Origin of the sequence: Ectobacillus sp. JY-23, assembly GCF_023022965.1 — a bacterium.
Taxonomy (GTDB): Bacteria; Bacillota; Bacilli; order Bacillales; family Bacillaceae_G; genus Ectobacillus.
On sequence record NZ_CP095462.1, the window covers coordinates 1,926,908 to 1,944,571 of the forward strand.

Annotated in this window: 14 protein-coding genes; 4 read left to right on the plus strand and 10 right to left on the minus strand. The window is 44.2% G+C overall.

All coding sequences use genetic code 11. The annotated features are described in order from the left end of the window. Positions 1–33: 33 nt before the first annotated feature. Genes menB through MUG87_RS09985 form a run of 4 tightly spaced genes read right to left on the minus strand, consistent with a single transcriptional unit; the run spans position 34 to position 4,778 of the window. Complete coding sequence (gene menB, locus MUG87_RS09970) at positions 34–852, minus strand: 1,4-dihydroxy-2-naphthoyl-CoA synthase (RefSeq protein WP_247087380.1); 819 nt, start codon at positions 850–852, stop codon at positions 34–36. Then, the gene (gene menH, locus MUG87_RS09975) at positions 849–1,667 is read right to left on the minus strand and encodes a 2-succinyl-6-hydroxy-2,4-cyclohexadiene-1-carboxylate synthase (protein ID WP_247087382.1); all 819 of its coding nucleotides are present in this window, start codon (positions 1,665–1,667) and stop codon (positions 849–851) included. Before menH ends, menB begins: the two co-directional genes overlap by 4 nt. After that, on the minus strand, positions 1,657–3,393 hold the full coding sequence (gene menD / locus MUG87_RS09980; protein WP_247087384.1) for a 2-succinyl-5-enolpyruvyl-6-hydroxy-3-cyclohexene-1-carboxylic-acid synthase: 1,737 nt from the start codon (positions 3,391–3,393) through the stop codon (positions 1,657–1,659). The genes menH and menD overlap by 11 nt, the downstream gene beginning before the upstream one ends. Further along, positions 3,390–4,778, minus strand: coding sequence for an isochorismate synthase (locus MUG87_RS09985; protein WP_247087386.1), 1,389 nt, complete (start codon positions 4,776–4,778; stop codon positions 3,390–3,392). The genes menD and MUG87_RS09985 overlap by 4 nt, the downstream gene beginning before the upstream one ends. A 193-nt stretch (positions 4,779–4,971) precedes the next feature. On the opposite strand from MUG87_RS09985, the gene MUG87_RS09990 reads away from it, so the two are divergent. Both MUG87_RS09990 and MUG87_RS09995 read left to right on the plus strand, forming a co-directional pair. Beyond that, entirely contained in the window at positions 4,972–5,916 is a 945-nt protein-coding gene (locus MUG87_RS09990; RefSeq protein ID WP_247087388.1) for a 1,4-dihydroxy-2-naphthoate polyprenyltransferase, read from the plus strand. 615 nt (positions 5,917–6,531) lie between these two features. Then, positions 6,532–7,263: a TraR/DksA C4-type zinc finger protein gene (locus MUG87_RS09995; protein ID WP_247087390.1), complete on the plus strand. Its 732-nt coding sequence runs from the start codon at positions 6,532–6,534 to the stop codon at positions 7,261–7,263. Between the two features lie 114 nt (positions 7,264–7,377). Here the strand turns inward: MUG87_RS09995 and MUG87_RS10000 are convergent, their stop codons facing one another. Beyond that, the gene (locus MUG87_RS10000; protein WP_124564416.1) at positions 7,378–7,578 is read right to left on the minus strand and encodes a cold-shock protein; all 201 of its coding nucleotides are present in this window, start codon (positions 7,576–7,578) and stop codon (positions 7,378–7,380) included. 290 nt (positions 7,579–7,868) lie between these two features. Between MUG87_RS10000 and MUG87_RS10005 the strand changes: the two genes are divergently transcribed. Further along, complete coding sequence (locus MUG87_RS10005) at positions 7,869–8,639, plus strand: TIGR00266 family protein (RefSeq protein WP_247087392.1); 771 nt, start codon at positions 7,869–7,871, stop codon at positions 8,637–8,639. A 96-nt stretch (positions 8,640–8,735) separates the two neighbouring features. Beyond that, the gene (locus MUG87_RS10010; RefSeq protein ID WP_247087394.1) at positions 8,736–9,443 is read left to right on the plus strand and encodes a lipase family protein; all 708 of its coding nucleotides are present in this window, start codon (positions 8,736–8,738) and stop codon (positions 9,441–9,443) included. A 31-nt stretch (positions 9,444–9,474) separates the two neighbouring features. Here the strand turns inward: MUG87_RS10010 and MUG87_RS10015 are convergent, their stop codons facing one another. From MUG87_RS10015 to glgB, 5 genes are read right to left on the minus strand one after another with little or no spacing between them, the layout of a single operon-like run. Beyond that, positions 9,475–11,883, minus strand: a complete 2,409-nt coding sequence (locus tag MUG87_RS10015) for a glycogen/starch/alpha-glucan phosphorylase (protein WP_247087396.1) — start codon at positions 11,881–11,883, stop codon at positions 9,475–9,477. A 1-nt stretch (position 11,884) separates the two neighbouring features. Continuing rightward, positions 11,885–13,324, minus strand: coding sequence for a glycogen synthase GlgA (gene glgA / locus MUG87_RS10020; RefSeq protein WP_247087398.1), 1,440 nt, complete (start codon positions 13,322–13,324; stop codon positions 11,885–11,887). After that, on the minus strand, positions 13,321–14,343 hold the full coding sequence (locus MUG87_RS10025) for a GlgC family sugar phosphate nucleotidyltransferase (RefSeq protein ID WP_247087400.1): 1,023 nt from the start codon (positions 14,341–14,343) through the stop codon (positions 13,321–13,323). Before MUG87_RS10025 ends, glgA begins: the two co-directional genes overlap by 4 nt. Before the next feature lie 19 nt (positions 14,344–14,362). Continuing rightward, positions 14,363–15,466, minus strand: coding sequence for a glucose-1-phosphate adenylyltransferase (locus tag MUG87_RS10030; protein ID WP_281503699.1), 1,104 nt, complete (start codon positions 15,464–15,466; stop codon positions 14,363–14,365). Beyond that, on the minus strand, positions 15,441–17,372 hold the full coding sequence (gene glgB, locus MUG87_RS10035; protein WP_247087404.1) for a 1,4-alpha-glucan branching enzyme: 1,932 nt from the start codon (positions 17,370–17,372) through the stop codon (positions 15,441–15,443). Before glgB ends, MUG87_RS10030 begins: the two co-directional genes overlap by 26 nt. Between the last annotated feature and the right edge of the window lie 292 nt (positions 17,373–17,664).

Here is a 17,664-nt window from a genome sequence, read left to right on the forward strand (position 1 = left end):
CGGCACCCTCATGAGTGCCGGTCAAAACATATATTAAGGGAAACGCGGGAATTGACCGAAGTCAGGTGTGCGCTTCTCTTTAAATGCATCGCGACCTTCTTTCGCCTCATCCGTTGTATAGTATAGAAGCGTAGCGTCACCTGCCAATTGTTGAATACCAGCAAGTCCGTCTGTATCCGCATTAAATGCTGCTTTCAAGAAACGAATTGCCATCGGGCTCTTCTCCAAAATTTCTTCTGCCCATTTCACAGCCTCGTCTTCGAGTTGCTCAAGTGGTACTACTGTGTTAACTAAGCCCATGTCAAGCGCTTCTTGTGCGCCGTATTGACGGCATAAATACCAGATTTCGCGTGCTTTTTTATGACCGATAATACGTGATAGATAACCTGCGCCGTATCCGCCATCAAAGCTTCCTACCTTCGGACCTGTTTGTCCGAACACTGCGTTTTCCGCTGCAATTGTTAAGTCACATACAACATGCAATACGTGACCGCCGCCAATTGCATAGCCTGCTACCGCTGCAATAACTGGCTTTGGAATAACACGAATTAAACGTTGCAAATCAAGCACGTTTAAGCGAGGTACTTCATCTTCTCCCACATAGCCGCCATGGCCGCGAACCTTTTGGTCACCGCCGGAGCAGAATGCACGACCGCCTTCACCTGTTAAAATAATAACACCAACATCTTTGTCATCACGCGCGCGGGCAAATGCATCAATCAGCTCCATAACTGTTTTCGGACGGAACGCATTATGTACTTCCGGACGATTGATGGAGATTTTCGCAATGCCATTGTATGTAGAATATAAAATATCTTCGTAGTTTCCTACTTGAATCCATTCTCTTGTCATGATATACCCTCCTTATGTGATTGTAGAAACTCCCTTACTATTGTATCAAACTTTTCTGGTTGTTCCACATGAATTGCATGACCTGCGTCAGAAATTTGTACAAATTGCCCATAAGGCAACCTTTCTTTCATACGAGATAGGATGTGAAAAAACTTTTCATCATATGCCCCGCTCAGTAACAGCACTGGCATGCGCAGGTGTTTTAGCTCTTCCCAAAAGGAAGGCTGTGCACCTGTTCCCATTCCGCGAAGACTGCCCGCAAGACCAGCGGCGCTGTTGCGTAAGCGCTGCTGCCGCAGTTGCTCCTTGCGCTCTTTTGGTAGAAAATCTTGCGAGGCAAATAACGGTATGCGTTCCCACTTTTCAATAAACGTCGCTACACCATCTTGTAACAGCGTTTTGGCCAGCTCTTCATCCTTTCGCATACGCACTTCCCGCTCTGCTTTTGTCTCAAGCCCAGCCGTACAATTTTCAAGTACAAGTGTACGTACGCGTTCTGGATACAAACATGCAAAGGCAATTGCTAGCCTCCCTCCCATGGAATATCCGAGCACATGCACTTTATCAATATTGAGAATCGTTAAAAGTTCGGCAAGATCAGCTGCAACCTGTTCCATTGCGTACCGTTCTGTATGGGAAGGCGTCTCTGTTTCACCATGCCCTGGCAAATCTACGGCAATGACGCGATAATCTGTTTTCCAGGAAAACGAACGCCACGATTCTTTACATCCAGTAAATCCGTGCAAGACGAGAAGAGGTTCTCCTTCCCCGTACATTTCATATGCATAGACGAGCCCGTGCAATTCAACCTTCATGGCCATATTCCGCTTCAATTGCTTCTGAAATCTTGTGCCACAGCGCACGGTGCATGCGCAGGTTCTCCTCACGATCCGTTCGTATCTCCACAATATGAAGACCTTCATTTGCCAGTCCACTTTGTATCGCTACCGCAAACTCCTCCCATGAAGACGGTCTTTCAAATGTAGCACCGTACATAGCTGCAGCATGTGCATAATCAAGACCAAGAGGTGTCCCGAACAAAGCCTCAAAGTGCTTTTTCTCTCCGTATTGCGGCAAGAAGGAAAAAATGCCGCCGCCATCATTATTCACAACAACAATTATCGCATGAAGACCATACAGCTTTGCCGCAAGCAAACCATTCATATCATGATAGAATGCCAAATCTCCAGTGATCAGGACAAGTGGCTTTTGTACCGTACTCATCCCAAGCGCAGTCGAAATAATTCCATCTATGCCGTTAATTCCTCTGTTGGCAGCAATGGTAATGTTCTTTTCATTGGTAAATGCAAATGTGTCTGCATCACGCACTGGCATACTGTTGCTAACGAACAGAGTGGCATACTCCGGTAATATCTGCATCATGTCGGTAATTACACGACCTTCAAACATCTCGTCATACGTTTGTACGGTTTGCAGATGTTGTTTCGTAAAAGCATTAATATGGCGCCAGGTTTGTATCCATACTGTCTCTGCTTTTTTTGTTCCCGCGAGCGCACGGCAGAACGCTACTTCGTCCATATAGACCATTTGAGATGCTGTCAGCGCCGGGTCACGCCAGCCGGCACCAGGATCAACAACGATTTGCCAAGCATCATCATGCTTCTTTAAATACTGTGTTAACGCCTTAGAAACTGGCATCGCGCCTAAACGAATGACCACATCAGGCTTTTTGTTTTGTAGTGCCGATGTACGTAAAAACGTGTCATAGCAATCCAATACATAGGATGTATCATGAGAACCACTACGCAGACCAGATAAGGGATCGGCGAGCACTGGATACTGCAACCTCTCCGCAAGCAGCGTTACAGCCCACGCAAGCTCATCATTGTTGTTATCTCCGACAATAATGAGCCCATTTTCTGCTTCAAGCAATTTTCCGTAAAGCTGTGACAATGCAATTTCATCCACATGACGTACGCCTTCATTAACAAGTGTATAGGCAAACGAACGACTTCCCCTATCCCACAAGTCTGGCAATGTTAAATCCGGCAACAGTGGTTCACGAAGAGGAAAGTTTACATGTATAGGCCCGGCAGGCGCATGTGCGGCAGTAGCGATGGCTCGGGTAGCCGTAGCACGTGCATAAGAGCAAAGTTTTTCCTCGGGCAAAGCCATTTCAATGAACGTTTTCGCAAACGATCCAAATAAATTCATTTGATTCATGGCCTGCGGCGCCCCCACATCTCGCAGTTCATGGGGGCGGTCAGCCGTTAGCACAAGCAACGGCACACGAGAATGATAGGATTCGGCTACAGCTGGAAAATAGTTGGCTGCTGCAGTACCAGATGTACATAATAAAGCAACGGGGCGCTTCTTTGCCTTTGCAATTCCTAAGGCAAAGAAAGCCGCTGACCGCTCATCCACATGTAAATAGCTTTGAATGCTCGTATGCTCCGCGAGCAATAAAGCCAGCGGGGTAGAACGAGAGCCAGGGCTGATGACAACATCCTGCACACCGCCGCGTGCCAGCTCGTCAACAAACGCCCCTAAATAGTAAGACATTGCATGTATATGGCTCATAGCTTGTATCCTCCCAATGCTGTTAGCATAGGTTTAAACTTCATCTTTGTTTCTTCGTATTCTAGGCTTGGATCGGATTCACTTACAATTCCGCAACCGGCAAATAAGGAAACATCCGCACCCTTAATGAGACCTGAGCGCAATCCAACCGCAAATTCCCCATTTCCTTCATAATCAAGCCAACCAATAGGCGCGCCGTAAAAGCCGCGATCAAGTTCTTCATGCTCTCGAATCAGCGCCAACGCCTCATCACGTGGTGTACCCCCAAGTGCTGGTGTAGGATGCAAACGCTCCACCATTTCAAGCAAATGTGTGTCTCCTTTTCCTTGCACAGGTGTATGCAAGTGAATTAAATGCTTTGTTTTCATAAGTCCGGGCTCATACGGAATCTGCACCTCATCACATAATGCATTCATGACACCCCGAATCATATCAACAACATACGCGTGCTCCGTACGATTTTTTTCATCCTGAAGCAGGGCTTCTTCGTTTGCGTGATCTTCTTGTTCTGTTCGCCCTCTGCCAATAGAACCTGCTAGACACATTGAAGTAAATACATCGGCTTCCTTACGAATCAATCGCTCCGGCGTTGCCCCAAGGAAACAAGAACCCTTATAATCCAAGGCAAAGATATAACAGTCCGGTTGTCCGATGCGCAGCGCCTGCAGGACAGCCGCGGAATCAATGTGATTCTTGGCACGTAGCCGCATTTCACGTGCTAGCACCACTTTGCTAACATCTCGGACGTTCATTTCTTCCTGCACAATCGGAATGGACTGTATCCATTCTTGCGGCTTCACTTCTTCCTCCCAGACAAAGGAAAGGCCTGTGTCCACAAGAGGGTGCTTACTTTGCTGTAATAATTTTCTTTCCATTTCTTCCATTTTTTCTTGCAAATCGACCACATTTTCAGTAGTATGAACGACATAATTAGTTGTTAGCCACACTTCTCCATCTTTTAATGTGACCATATGTGACGGTATCCACATTACACCGTCGTCATACTCTGCCCAAAGCGGTGTACGGGGCTTTAATGGATCAAAAGCAAAGCCCCCAAATAATAATGGTCCTGTTCCAAATTCGTAGCTCGAACGATGGACAATCATATTTTGTAAATATTTATCCCAAACGGCACGAATATTTTGAAAGCGCTGTTTTGATGAGTCAGCTATAGTAAAAGCGGTACCTACCCCCGCAATTGTCACACGCTGTGTTGTGTCCGACCAATAAAAGCGCTCTGTAAAGCCGAGCCTTTTTCCCGCTGCATAAAAAAACAACGGATCGATCCACTCCACTTTTTTTACAACACTTATAATGGTTTCCATGCGAGCTTCCAAAGCCGTAAGGAGCGATTGATGCAAGCCTTGTTGTTCTATTCGAATCATCGGTATCTCCCCCTTACTTAGGCGAAAATAGTCAAAATTACCCTTGAGTTTAAGATACACCCCAAATGAAAGCTGTGTCAATCTTTAGCATTTCTGAGAAAATCGCTGTAAAACTTCTAGAAAATAAGCATTGACACTAACCCCCGCATTTCCTACACTTAGTTGTGTATGTTATGTGAACAGGAGGATTACAATGGAAGTTAAAATAGAGCACGCTCCTTCTGCCGGCCTTAAAAAACAGCCCGGTTGGCGCGTCTGGTGGAACCTGCTTCGACCACATACGCTTACGGCCGCCTTTGTTCCTGTCTTTATCGGAACGGCCTATGCGATGCAAATCGAAGGCGCCAAAAACATAGATCTTCCCCTTTTCTTTATCATGCTTCTTGCCTGCATTCTCATACAAGCAGCCACGAACATGTTCAATGAATACTTTGATTATAAGCGCGGCCTAGATCACGAGGGGTCCGTTGGCATCGGCGGTACCATCGTGCGAGAAGGTGTTGCACCAAAAACCGTACTTCACATCGGCTACAGCTTCTTTGCCGTGGCTATGCTACTTGGTGTGTACATCTGTATGAACTCCAGCTGGTGGATTGCCTTAATTGGTATCATCTCTATGACAGCCGGCTATCTGTACACAGGTGGTCCTGTTCCAATTGCCTATACACCGTTCGGGGAATTGACAGCTGGATTTTTCATGGGATATGTGATTATCGCTATTTCGTACTTTATTCAAACCGGATACGTGTCAGCAGATATCGCCTACTTATCAGTACCAGCTTCTCTTCTTATTGGTGCCATTTTGCTTGCGAATAACATCCGCGATTTGGACGGCGACAAAGAAAATGGCCGCAAAACATTAGCCATCTTGGTTGGAAAACGCGGTGCAGTGGGTGTATTAGCTGCTATGTTCTTCATCGCTTACGCGTGGACCATTGCATTAATTTGGACAGACATTTCCTCCATTTGGATGCTCATTGTACTCGTCAGCCTCCCAAAACCGATTGGCGCCGTAAAAGGATTTTTGCAAAACAACACACCATTAACCATGATGCCTTCTATGGTGGCAACAGCAAAAACCAACACCATCTTTGGCTTCCTATTCGCGATTGGCTTACTGCTAAATTATTTCCTATAAAAGAGAAGTCCCTGCGCAAACAAAATGCAGCAGGGGCTTTCTTTACATATCCGTCTCTATCCGGCTTAGACCGCTATTACACTCGCTCACTCATCTCTCTAAGCGTAGCGACCCAACTGCTTAACCTCTCTTACCATCTATAACCTACATCCATAAGAACACGGGCACGCTCCGAACGCTCTCTATCCAGGTTAGACTGCTATTACACTCATCCCTCTAAGCGAGCGACCCAACTGCTTAACCTCTCTTACCATCTATAACCTACATCCATAAGAATACGGGCACGCTCCGAACGCTCTCGACCCAGGTTAGACTGCTATTACACTCATCTCTCTAAGCGTAGCGGCGCAACGGCTTAACCTCTCTTACCATCTATAACCTACATCCATAAGAACACGGGCACGCTCCGAACGCTCTCTATCTGGTTTAAACCGCTACTCCGCACCGCACGAGCACCTCTCCCATACAAAATAAAAAGGTTTTTGGTTTTTGGTTTTTGGTTTTTGGTTTTTGGTTTTCAGTTTTCGGTTTTCCCTTATCCCCGCTTCTATCTTATAATTTCACCCAACTTGCTCATACTACAAAAGATAAACTTCAAAACGAGAGGTGAACAACATGCTTACCCCACAACAAACCGCAAAATTTAAAGAGCTTCTCTTACAACAAAAACAAGAGCTGGAAGAAACCTTATCCAACCGTGAAGAATATGAGCGCGCATCAGAACGTGAAGCGTCTGGTGAACTTTCGTTATATGATAACCATCCTGGCGATATGGCGACTGAGCTGTTTGAGCGCGAAAAAGACTTGGGTTTAATGGAATTTTGGCACAAACAGTTGAATGACGTGAATCATGCGCTTGAAAAAATAGAAAATGGTCAATACGGTATTTGTGAAGTATCTGGAGAAGAAATTCCGCTAGAGCGATTAGAAGCCATACCAACCGCGACAACATGTATAGAGCATACGCACAATAAGTTAATGATGGGTGCGCGCCCCATTGAGGAAGAGTTGCTTGACCCACCGTTTGGTAAATACGATATGGACAGCGCAGTTGGGTACGACGCCGAAGATTCTTGGCAAGACGCTGCTTGGTACGGTTCGTCCATGACGCCGTCCGATTTGGAGCGTCGTGACACCAAAGACTTTGATCATATGTACGATGAAGGTGATGAACCGCGCGGCTATGTGGAGGAATTTGAAAACTTCATCGGCACCGATATGTACGGGAAAAACCCACAGGTTTATGCGACACAATCCCATGAAGAATATGAGGACATGCTCGATTACTACGAAGCACAAACCTTTGCCGGCGAGCTCGGACCAGACGAATACAGCCCAAGACCGTAAAAATAAGTTGCCAGGGTCTAACTTGTTACATGGGGCGGATTTACAAAAAACGGTATATGTATACCTATCTCTATAAAAAAGAGCGTTCCCCTAGGGGGAACGCTCTGTATCTGCTTACTTTTTAACTACGTTAGCAGCTTGAGGTCCGCGGTTGCCTTCAACGATTTCGAAAGACACTTCTTGACCTTCTTCTAAAGTTTTGAATCCTTCGCCTTGGATTGCAGAGAAGTGTACGAATACTTCTTTACCGTCTTCAGCTTGGATAAATCCATAACCTTTTTCACTGTTAAACCATTTTACTTTACCAAGTTGCATTGTCTTACCTCCTAATAATAGAGAAAAATAAAACTAACTACTCTACATATGAAGAAGGAGATAAAAGGGTGGTTCTAGACGAGCATGTGTGCAACACGAGAGACCTGCCTTATTTCCGTTCACTCTCTATGCAGTTCATTAGTTACTTAACTATATCATGAAAAATCTGAAAGCGTCAAACTAAAAATGTTTTATTCAAAACATTTAAAAAATAGATATTCCTTCTTTTTCCTATCTTCTGTACAATAAAAAAGTATTCCATATTTTATAAAATTGTGAGGTGGCCCCCAATGAAGGCACATGAAATTGACTACAAATTGCATGGTGATGATATGCAATTTGTAGAGATTGAATTAGATCCACAGGAAAGCGTAATGGCTGAGGCTGGCGCAATGATGATGATGGAAGATGGCATCTCTATGGAGACCATCTTTGGCGACGGCAGCGAGCAAAAAGGGCTATTTGGCAAATTGATTGGTGCTGGAAAGCGTATGGTCACAGGAGAAAGTTTGTTTATGACTGTATTTACAAACACAAGTCACACAAAACGCCGCGTTTCCTTTGCCGCTTCTTATCCTGGAAAAATTATACCTGTAGACTTACGACAATATGATGAGAAAATTATTTGTCAAAAAGATGCATTTCTTTGCGCAGCAAAAGGTGTAGGCGTGGGTGTTGAATTCACAAAAAAACTTGGCTCTGGCTTCTTTGGAGGCGAAGGTTTCATTATGCAAAAGCTAGAAGGTGATGGCCTAGCATTCATCCACGCAGGTGGTACCGTCTATCAGCGTGAATTGCAGCCAGGCGAAAAATTGCGTATCGACACAGGTTGCCTTGTCGCTATGACCAAAAACGTTCATTATGATATTCAATTTGTTGGCAATGTAAAAACAGCTTTGTTCGGCGGTGAAGGCCTGTTCTTCGCAACGCTGGAAGGACCAGGAACTGTTTGGATTCAGTCGCTGACACTGAGCCGTTTGGCACAGCGCATCGTCGGCGCCAGTGGTGTAAAAACAGACGAAGGAAGTGTTCTTGGCGGTATTGGAAGGCTGCTGGACTGAGAAAAAGGAAGGAGAATTCTCCTTCCTTTTTCTATAGGCACATTCCTCTCTCCCTTTTCATACAGTATGTTATGAAGAAAAGGGGGCTGAGCTACCATGAAGAAAGAAGCTGCCGCGCTGTCTGCGACATGCTGTGCACTGGCGTATGAGCAATTTGACCAAAATGGTGTATTTCAGGTTCCAGAGGGCTTTACCTGTGTGAAAAGCTTTCAAGCAAATTCCATCGGACAAAAGGAGTGGTTTGGGTTCATTTTAGAGTCTGAAAACAAGATTATCGTCTCGTTTCGCGGCACTCAGTCCGATCCGAACTGGGTGTCAGATTCCCTTGTTAATCAGCGTGCCTTCTCATACGGTACAAACAGTGGTCTTGTTCATCATGGCTTTCTGTCCATTTATGAGACATGCCGCGATACCATTATGGATACGCTATTAACCCTGCCAAATAAATCACTCCTGGTGACCGGCCACAGCCTCGGTGGCGCGCTGGCAACGCTTCACATTCTCGATGCACGTTTAAACACATCTCTTTCTGATGTGTCGTTGTACACGTTCGGCGCTCCGAAGGTCGGGGACCTTGCCTTTCGAAATTTTTATCAATTGCATGTCGCCCATAGCTTTCGCTTTGTAAACTTATTTGATGTCGTTCCTCTTCTACCGCCGCGTAAAGTAAAGCTTGAAAAAATTGCGCAAAAGGAATGGGAATATACACATGTTCCCAACAGCCTCACCTTCGCTTCGAACCTCGGTTCTGTCGTTAAAAATCACAATATCTCCACGTACTTAGATGCTGTCACCGCATGGTAAAAAGGTGCCACGATAATCGTGACACCTTTTCTTATCCTAGCACACCAGCCGGCTCAATACGCCAAATATCCTTTGCATATTGCGCAATTGTCCGATCACTCGTAAAAAAGCCAGAGCTTGCGACATTGCTGATGCTCATGGATAGCCAGCGTCGTTTATCACTGTACGCTTTGCCAACCTGCTCCTGTATATCGGCGTACGGCGCAAAGTCGCGGAGCACAAAATATTCATCATTCTGAATGAGCAATGAATCATAAATCGCCTCAAATTCCGCACCTACATCCAGAAAGAATCCACTAACAAGCTGATTCACGACTTTACGAATACGCCAATCATGATGATAATAATCTGTAGAACGATAACCACCGTTTTTGTAGTAGTTCAACACCTCATCCGCAGTAAGACCAAAAATAAAAATATTTTCATCTCCTACTTCTTGACGAATTTCTACATTGGCACCGTCCATCGTCCCAACCGTTATCGCACCGTTCATCATAAACTTCATATTTCCTGTGCCGGAAGCTTCCTTACTTGCTGTTGAAATTTGCTCGCTTACGTCAGCTGCCGGGAAAATTTCTTCCGCCAATGATACACGATAGTTTTCAAGAAAGATTACACGAAGAACATCTTTTGTTTGCGGGTCGTGATTGACCTTAGCTGCGATTTCATTAATGAGTTTAATAATCTTTTTCGCATAATAATAGCCCGGAGATGCCTTAGCACCAAAAATAAAAGTGCGCGGCTGCATGACAAAGCTGGTATCCTCCTTTAAGCGATTGTACAAGTACATAATATGCAGTACGTTTAACAGCTGACGCTTGTAGGCATGCAACCGTTTGACCTGTACATCAAACAAGGAATGTGTGTCAACTGAGATGCCGGTTTGCTGGTAAATACGGCTCGCAAGCCGCTCTTTATTACCTTGCTTCACCCGGTAAAACTCCTCTTGAAATGCCGGATCATCTTTTACAGAAAGCAGTGCGCGCAATTCGTTCGGCTGCTTCATCCAATCTGTGCCGATTGTGCGGCAGATTAAATCCGTCAGCTGCGGATTTGCTTTAAAAAGCCAGCGTCTATGTGCGATGCCGTTTGTTTTGTTATTGAATTTATTAGGATAAAATTCATGAAACAAATGCATTTCACGTTGCTTTAAAATCTCAGTGTGAATATGCGCTACACCATTTACACTATGGCTGCCGACAATCGCCAGATGCGCCATTTTGACAAGGCCATGCGCGATAATCGCCATCTCTTCGATTCGCTTCCAGTCATATGGATACGCATCCCACAATTGCTTACAAAAGCGCTCATTAATTTCATCTACAATCATAAAAATACGCGGCAAAAGCGGTTGAAAAATATGTATTGGCCACTTTTCAAGCGCTTCTGACAATGTGGTATGATTTGTGTACGAAATCGTGTGAACCGTAATATGCCAAGCTTCTTCCCATTCCATTTTTTCTTCATCTAGCAAAATGCGCATCAATTCTGGAATGGCTAAAACCGGGTGCGTATCGTTAATATGAATGGAAATCTTTTCATGTAAATTATGCAAATTTCCGTTGCGTTCTTTATGCAGCCTGATAATATTGCGCAAGCTCGCAGACACAAGAAAATATTGCTGTTTCAAACGCAAAATTTTCCCCTCGTCGTGCGTATCATCCGGATATAAAAATTCAGAAACCGCCTCTGTTTCTCTCTTATACACAAGCACATTTTTATTATTTGGCGGAAATGGAACTGGCTCGGCATTCCATAACCGCAGCGTATTAACAGTATCGGTTTGATAGCCAACGACAGGCATATCGTACGGAACCGCCATAATTGTTTCAGCATTCACATGTCGAAATTCTAAACGACCATTCACATTGACTGCTTCTACCTGTCCCCAAAATCCTACTTCAACGGCTTGGTCATGACGGCGAATTTCCCACACATTATCATGACGCAGCCACTGCTCTGGCAATTCAACCTGATAACCATCGACAATCTTTTGATCGAACAGGCCATGCTTATAGCGAATACCGCAGCCGTGTCCTGGCAAATCTAGTGAAGCTAGCGAATCCAAAAAACAAGCGGCCAAGCGACCCAACCCGCCGTTACCAAGCCCAGCATCCGCTTCACTTTCCTCAAGCTCATCAAGATTGATACCAAGCTCCTCTAGCCCATCCTTACAAACCTGCAGCAAATCTAAATTGAGCAAATTACTGCCTAATAAACGTCCTAATAAAAATTCAATCGATAAATAATACGTTTGCTTTGTATTCTCCGTTCGATTTCTCTCATTTGTTGCAATCCAACGAGAGCTAATATATTCGCGCACCATATGTCCGAGCGTGTTGTATTGATCGCGCACAGTGGAATCCTTGAAGCTTTTGCCGTACATCATTTCCAATTTTTCTAGAAAAGCTGCTTTAAAGCTTTCTTTACTTGAAAACATGTTACTCACCCCTGTCGGTCAATTCCTCATACAACTCCTGATATTGTAGTGCTGATTGCTTCCAGCTATAATCCTGTGTCATCGCGCGTTTTACCAATGTGCGCCATACATCCTTTTTTTGATAATAATGAAGCGCACGGCGCATTGTATATAATAAGTCATGCGCATTGAAATGGGCAAAGCTAAATCCATTTCCTTCACCTGTTTCCTCCTGATACGACTGCACCGTGTCGTTCAAGCCACCTGTCTCTCGGACAATTGGAAGCGCACCGTAACGCAAGGCAATCAATTGCCCTAGCCCGCACGGTTCAAATAGCGATGGCATCAAGAACAAATCTGCCCCTGCATATACATGATGCGCCAGCGCTTCATTAAAGCCTATGTATACCTTGACTTTATCCGGATATAAATGAGACATATAAGAGAAAAACTCCTCATACTCCTTGTCTCCGGAGCCGACGACAATAAACTGTACATCGCTTTCTAGTATCTCATGCAGCACGTGACGGATTAAGTCAATCCCTTTTTGCTGTGTGAGACGCGTAACCATTGCAATGATAGGCGTGTCTTCTTTTTCAGGCAGTCCAAATCGGCGCTGCAAGGCAGCTTTGTTTTCCGCTTTGCTTTCAATAGAATCCGCATCGTACGTTGCCGTGATATCACGGTCGGTAGCCGGATTATAAAACACATCATCAATACCATTTACAATCCCGACAAGCTTATCTTCATGCCATCTAAGCAAACCGTCGAGCTTTTCTCCAAAAAACGGGTACTGTATTTCTTCCTTATATGTCGGACTTACCGTCGTAATCTTGTCGGCAGATACAATACCGCCCTTCATAAAATTGACGCAGTCGTAAAACGCAAGGCGGTCCTCCGTCATATACTCCGGCCCTAGTCCAAGCATATCGTGTACCATTTCACGTGGATATACCCCTTGAAATTGGAGATTATGAATGGTATATACACTCTTTATATCACGATACATCGGCTGATGCGCATACTGCTCCTTCAGCAAAAAGCTAGCCATTGCCGTATGCCAATCATGACAATGCAGCACGTCCGGTGTAAAGTCAAGATGCGGAATACAGTCTAAAATTGCTTTTGAGAAAAAGGAAAAGCGCTCGCCATCGTCATAGTGACCGTACAGCGAGTCTCTTTTAAAATAGTATTCATTGTCAATGAGATAATACGTAATTCCTTCATGTTCGGTTTCTAAAATACCGCAATATTGATTGCGCCAGCCAAGCTGTACAGAAATCACTTGTTTCAGCTTACTTTTGTCGCGAAGTGCCGCCGGAATTAAACTGTAATTCGGCAGCATTACGCGCACATCATTGCCTAGTTTTTTTAACTCTTTAGGAAGTGCGCCCGCCACATCGGCAAGCCCTCCGGATTTAATAAACGGGACGCACTCAGATACTGCAAACAAAATATTCACGAATTCATCAACGCTCCTTGTACCGTACCTTTTTCCACCACATAAGGTGAATCATTCGCTGTCAGCACTGTGCCAGCTTCAATTTTTACATCCTTATCGAGAATCACACCATCAATGATGCAGTTTTCGCCAATCTGCGTTTTCTGCATAATGATGCTGTTGCGAATGACCGCGCCTTTTCCTACCTTTACAGAGCGAAAGATAATGCTGTTATCTACTTCTCCTTCAATGATGCTGCCGTTGGCGACAACCGAATGGCTCACCTTTGCACCTTTCACATAACGCGTCGGCGGTTCATCCTTAACCTTTGTGTAAAATGGCTCATTTGCACTAAACAGCTGCTTCCACACCTCAGGCTTTAAAATATCTAAACTATGTTTATAATAACTCTCTGTAGAATTAATCATTGCCACATAGCCCGTATGCTCATACGTATGAATGTGAAGAGATTGATAGTTATCCTTTACGACATCAATAATGCTGTAGTAGCCTTTGTCTTTGTATTGTTCAAATAAAGAAAGCAATAAGTCCTTTGCTAGAATGTACGTCTGCAAGGAACGCCCCGCATGACGAACTTCTGTAATGTCCGCGCCAACTTCTAAATGGCGGTTCAATATTGGCTCGAATTGAATGGACGCCACAATATGCGACATTGTGATTACCACGTACTTTTGCTTGCTGCGCAAGAAATAATCAATGTTTTTCGCAAAGTGGTGAAACGACCCAAAGTCATCGCCTTCACCTTGTGCATTCGGGGTAAACACGAATAACCCGTCGCGCTTACGATGCAGATCCCACTGCTTACCGGAACCTAAATGGTCCATTAACGATCTATTTTCATGACCAGTGAAAATCGCAACACTATTGATGCCAGAATTGACCATGTTAGACAGCATAAAATCAATGAGGCGATATCTTCCGCCGAACGGAAGAGCCGCCAAACAGCGATGATTTGTTAATTCTTTTAAAGAAGAAAATTCCTTCGTTGCATTAATAATGCCCAACATTGATTCTTTCATCTCACTCAGTCTCCCTCTATTATTGATTGTCAGCTACTAATACAACATCTTCCATATTTTTAAGCGGTTTAATTACACTGCCATCTTCAATGACCATACCCGGTGCCACAATTGCACGTTCAATTGTTACATACTTACCAATGCTCGCACCCGGCATAATAACGGAATCTATAATCCGGCTGTTTTCTCCAACTGTTACACCTTGGAATAGTACCGAATGCTTCACTTCTCCTTCTACCACACAGCCTTCATTTAACAGAGACTCCTCTACATTTGCGGTCGGTGCAATATATTGCGGCGGATGATTTGGGTTTACAGAGTAGATGCGCCAGTCGCGGTCATACAGATTTAATGTAGACTCCTCGTCTAATAAATCCATATTTGCTTCCCACAGACTCTTCACTGTACCTACATCCTTCCAGTAGCCAGCAAATGGATACGCCACAACCTTTTTGTTCTCCTCAAGAAGCAATGGGATGACATCTTTACCAAAGTCATTGCTGGATTCCGGATTTCTCGCATCCATTTCCAAAAATTCCTTCAGAACGCTCCACTTAAAGATATAAATTCCCATGGAAGCAAGATTGCTTTTTGGAAACTGCGGCTTTTCTTCAAACTCCACAATATCCATGTCTTCATTCGTGTTCATGATACCGAAGCGGCTTGCCTCATCCCAAGGCACTTCAATAACAGAGATGGACACATCCGCATCCTTTTCCACATGATAGTCGAGCATTTTAGAGTAATCCATTTTATAAATATGGTCGCCGGACAAAATCAGAACATATTCCGGTTCATATTGCTTTAAGTAATTTAGATTTTGATAAATCGCGCTTGCTGTACCCTTATACCACTTTACGCCGGAGGATTCTGCGTATGGAGGGAGCACGGTTATGCCGCCGTTGTTGCGGTCAAGATCCCAAGCGCTGCCGATACCAATATAAGAATGCAGGAAAAGAGGCTGATACTGCGTAAGCACACCAACTGTTTCGATGCCGGAGTTGGTGCAATTGCTTAATGTGAAGTCGATGATGCGATATTTACCGCCAAAGGAAACAGCGGGCTTTGCTAAATTTTGGGTAAGGGCACTTAAACGACTACCTTTTCCCCCTGCTAACAACATTGCTACGCACTTCTTTTTTTGTACCATTGCTTTTGTTCCCCTTTCTTGTTTTCACCGGTCGTAAAATGGACACCCCAAACGGCGGAATCGTCATCTCGACATAGGCTTCTTGATTGTGATAAGGACGTAATACAGCTTTTAACTTTTTATTAACTTGACCGGAACCTCCGTACTCCACGCTGTCACTATTTAAGATTTCATTATAATTTGCGTGCGGCGGCACTCCGACTTTATAGTCGTGGTATACATGCTCCGTAAAGTTACAGACAATCACAAGCATATCTTCTTCCTTTTTTCCTTTGCGAATGAACGAGAAGATACTTTGCTCCCGGTTGTCCGCATCAATCCATGAGAAGCCCTCCATATCATGATCAAGCTCCCAAAGCGCCTTAGAACGTTTATAAATACTCATTAAATCCTTAAAGTATACCTGCATAAGTCGATGTGACTCAAACTCCTGCAGCATCCAATCTAAGTCCTCAAGATCCTTCCATTCATCAAACTGGCCAAACTCACCGCCCATAAACAGTAGCTTCTTGCCAGGATGCCCGATAAAATAACCATATAATAGGCGTAGCTGCGCAAACTTGCGCCAATAATCGCCTGGCATCTTATTCAGCAACGATTTCTTACCATGTACCACTTCATCATGCGATAAAGGCAAAATGAAGTTTTCCGAGTAGGCATACAACAACGAAAACGTTACCTTATCATGAATGTGCTTTCGATACTCCGGCTCACATTCCATGTATGTTAACATATCGTTCATCCAGCCCATATTCCATTTATAATTAAATCCAAGTCCTCCCTCATGAACAGGCGCTGTCACAAGCGGCCAATCCGTGGAGTCCTCTGCCATCATCAAGACATGTGGATCTGCTGCGAATACTGCTGTATTTAGCTTCTGTAAAAATGAAACCGCATGTTCATTTTTCTCATGCTGCCCCTCTTTGTTCCAGTACAGCATATTGGCAACCGCATCCACACGGAATCCATCAATGTGATACGTCTTCATCCAATACAGCGCATTGGAAATGAGGAAGCTCTGTACCTCGGGCTTGCCTAAATCAAAGTTGGCCGTCCCCCATATTGCATTTTCCCTAACTTGTTCATCTGCATATTCAAACGTTGGCTCGCCATCGAACATATAGAGACCGTGCGCATCCTTGCAGTAATGACCTGGCACCCAATCAAGCAGGACACCAAGACCATTTTGATGACATTGGTCGATAAAATACATAAGATCTTCAGGCTTACCATAGCGGCTTGTCGGAGCATAATAGCCGGTGCCCTGATAGCCCCAAGAACGATCGTACGGATGCTCGATTAACGGCATAATCTCAATGTGAGTAAATTGATGACTCAGCACATACGGAATTAATTCATCCGCCATTTCCCGGTACGTATAGAACGAGCCGTCCTCTTTCTTTTTCCAAGAACCAAAGTGAAGCTCATATATAGTTACAGGTTCCTCGTAGATGGACTTTCTTTTCTTGCTGCGGATCCATTTTTGATCATTCCAAGCATAAGGTGCACTTTGATAGACAATAGAAGCAGTTTGGGGCCGAACCTCCGCATAGCGTGCGTATGGGTCTGCCTTCAAAATTACATCGCCTCGACTTGTCTCAATCGCATATTTGTACAATGTCATATGTCCAACGGCAGGAATAAACAACGACCATACACCCTCGTTATTTAGCTTCTCCATCGCATACTCACCGCCCCTCCAATCATTGAAATCACCAACGACTGAAACAGAAATCGCATGCGGCGCCCACACGGTAAAACGTGTTCCCGCTATGCCATTCTCTTGCGTCACATGTGCGCCAAACGTTTCCTCAGACGCATACAAACTTCCCTCATGAAACAAATGTAAATCATACTCTGTCGGATGTGTCACAATCATCACTCTCACCTCACAAAACAAACATAATTATCTAACTCGTTATTATCATTCTACAAAAATATTAAGAATCCTTCTAAAAAACAAAAAATTATACGGTTTTTCGTGAAAAACTTACTAGAAACAATAACTTTTCGACAATAAACATCAAATTTTGACGAATATTAAAATGTAAACGCTTTATTCTAAAATAGTGTTATATTATTTTGATTAATCAGAAAATAAGTAATCCTTGATGCTCATTCATGACATACTTTTTCGTGCAAAAATGTTTGTCGAAAAGAAGGTGCTGGTT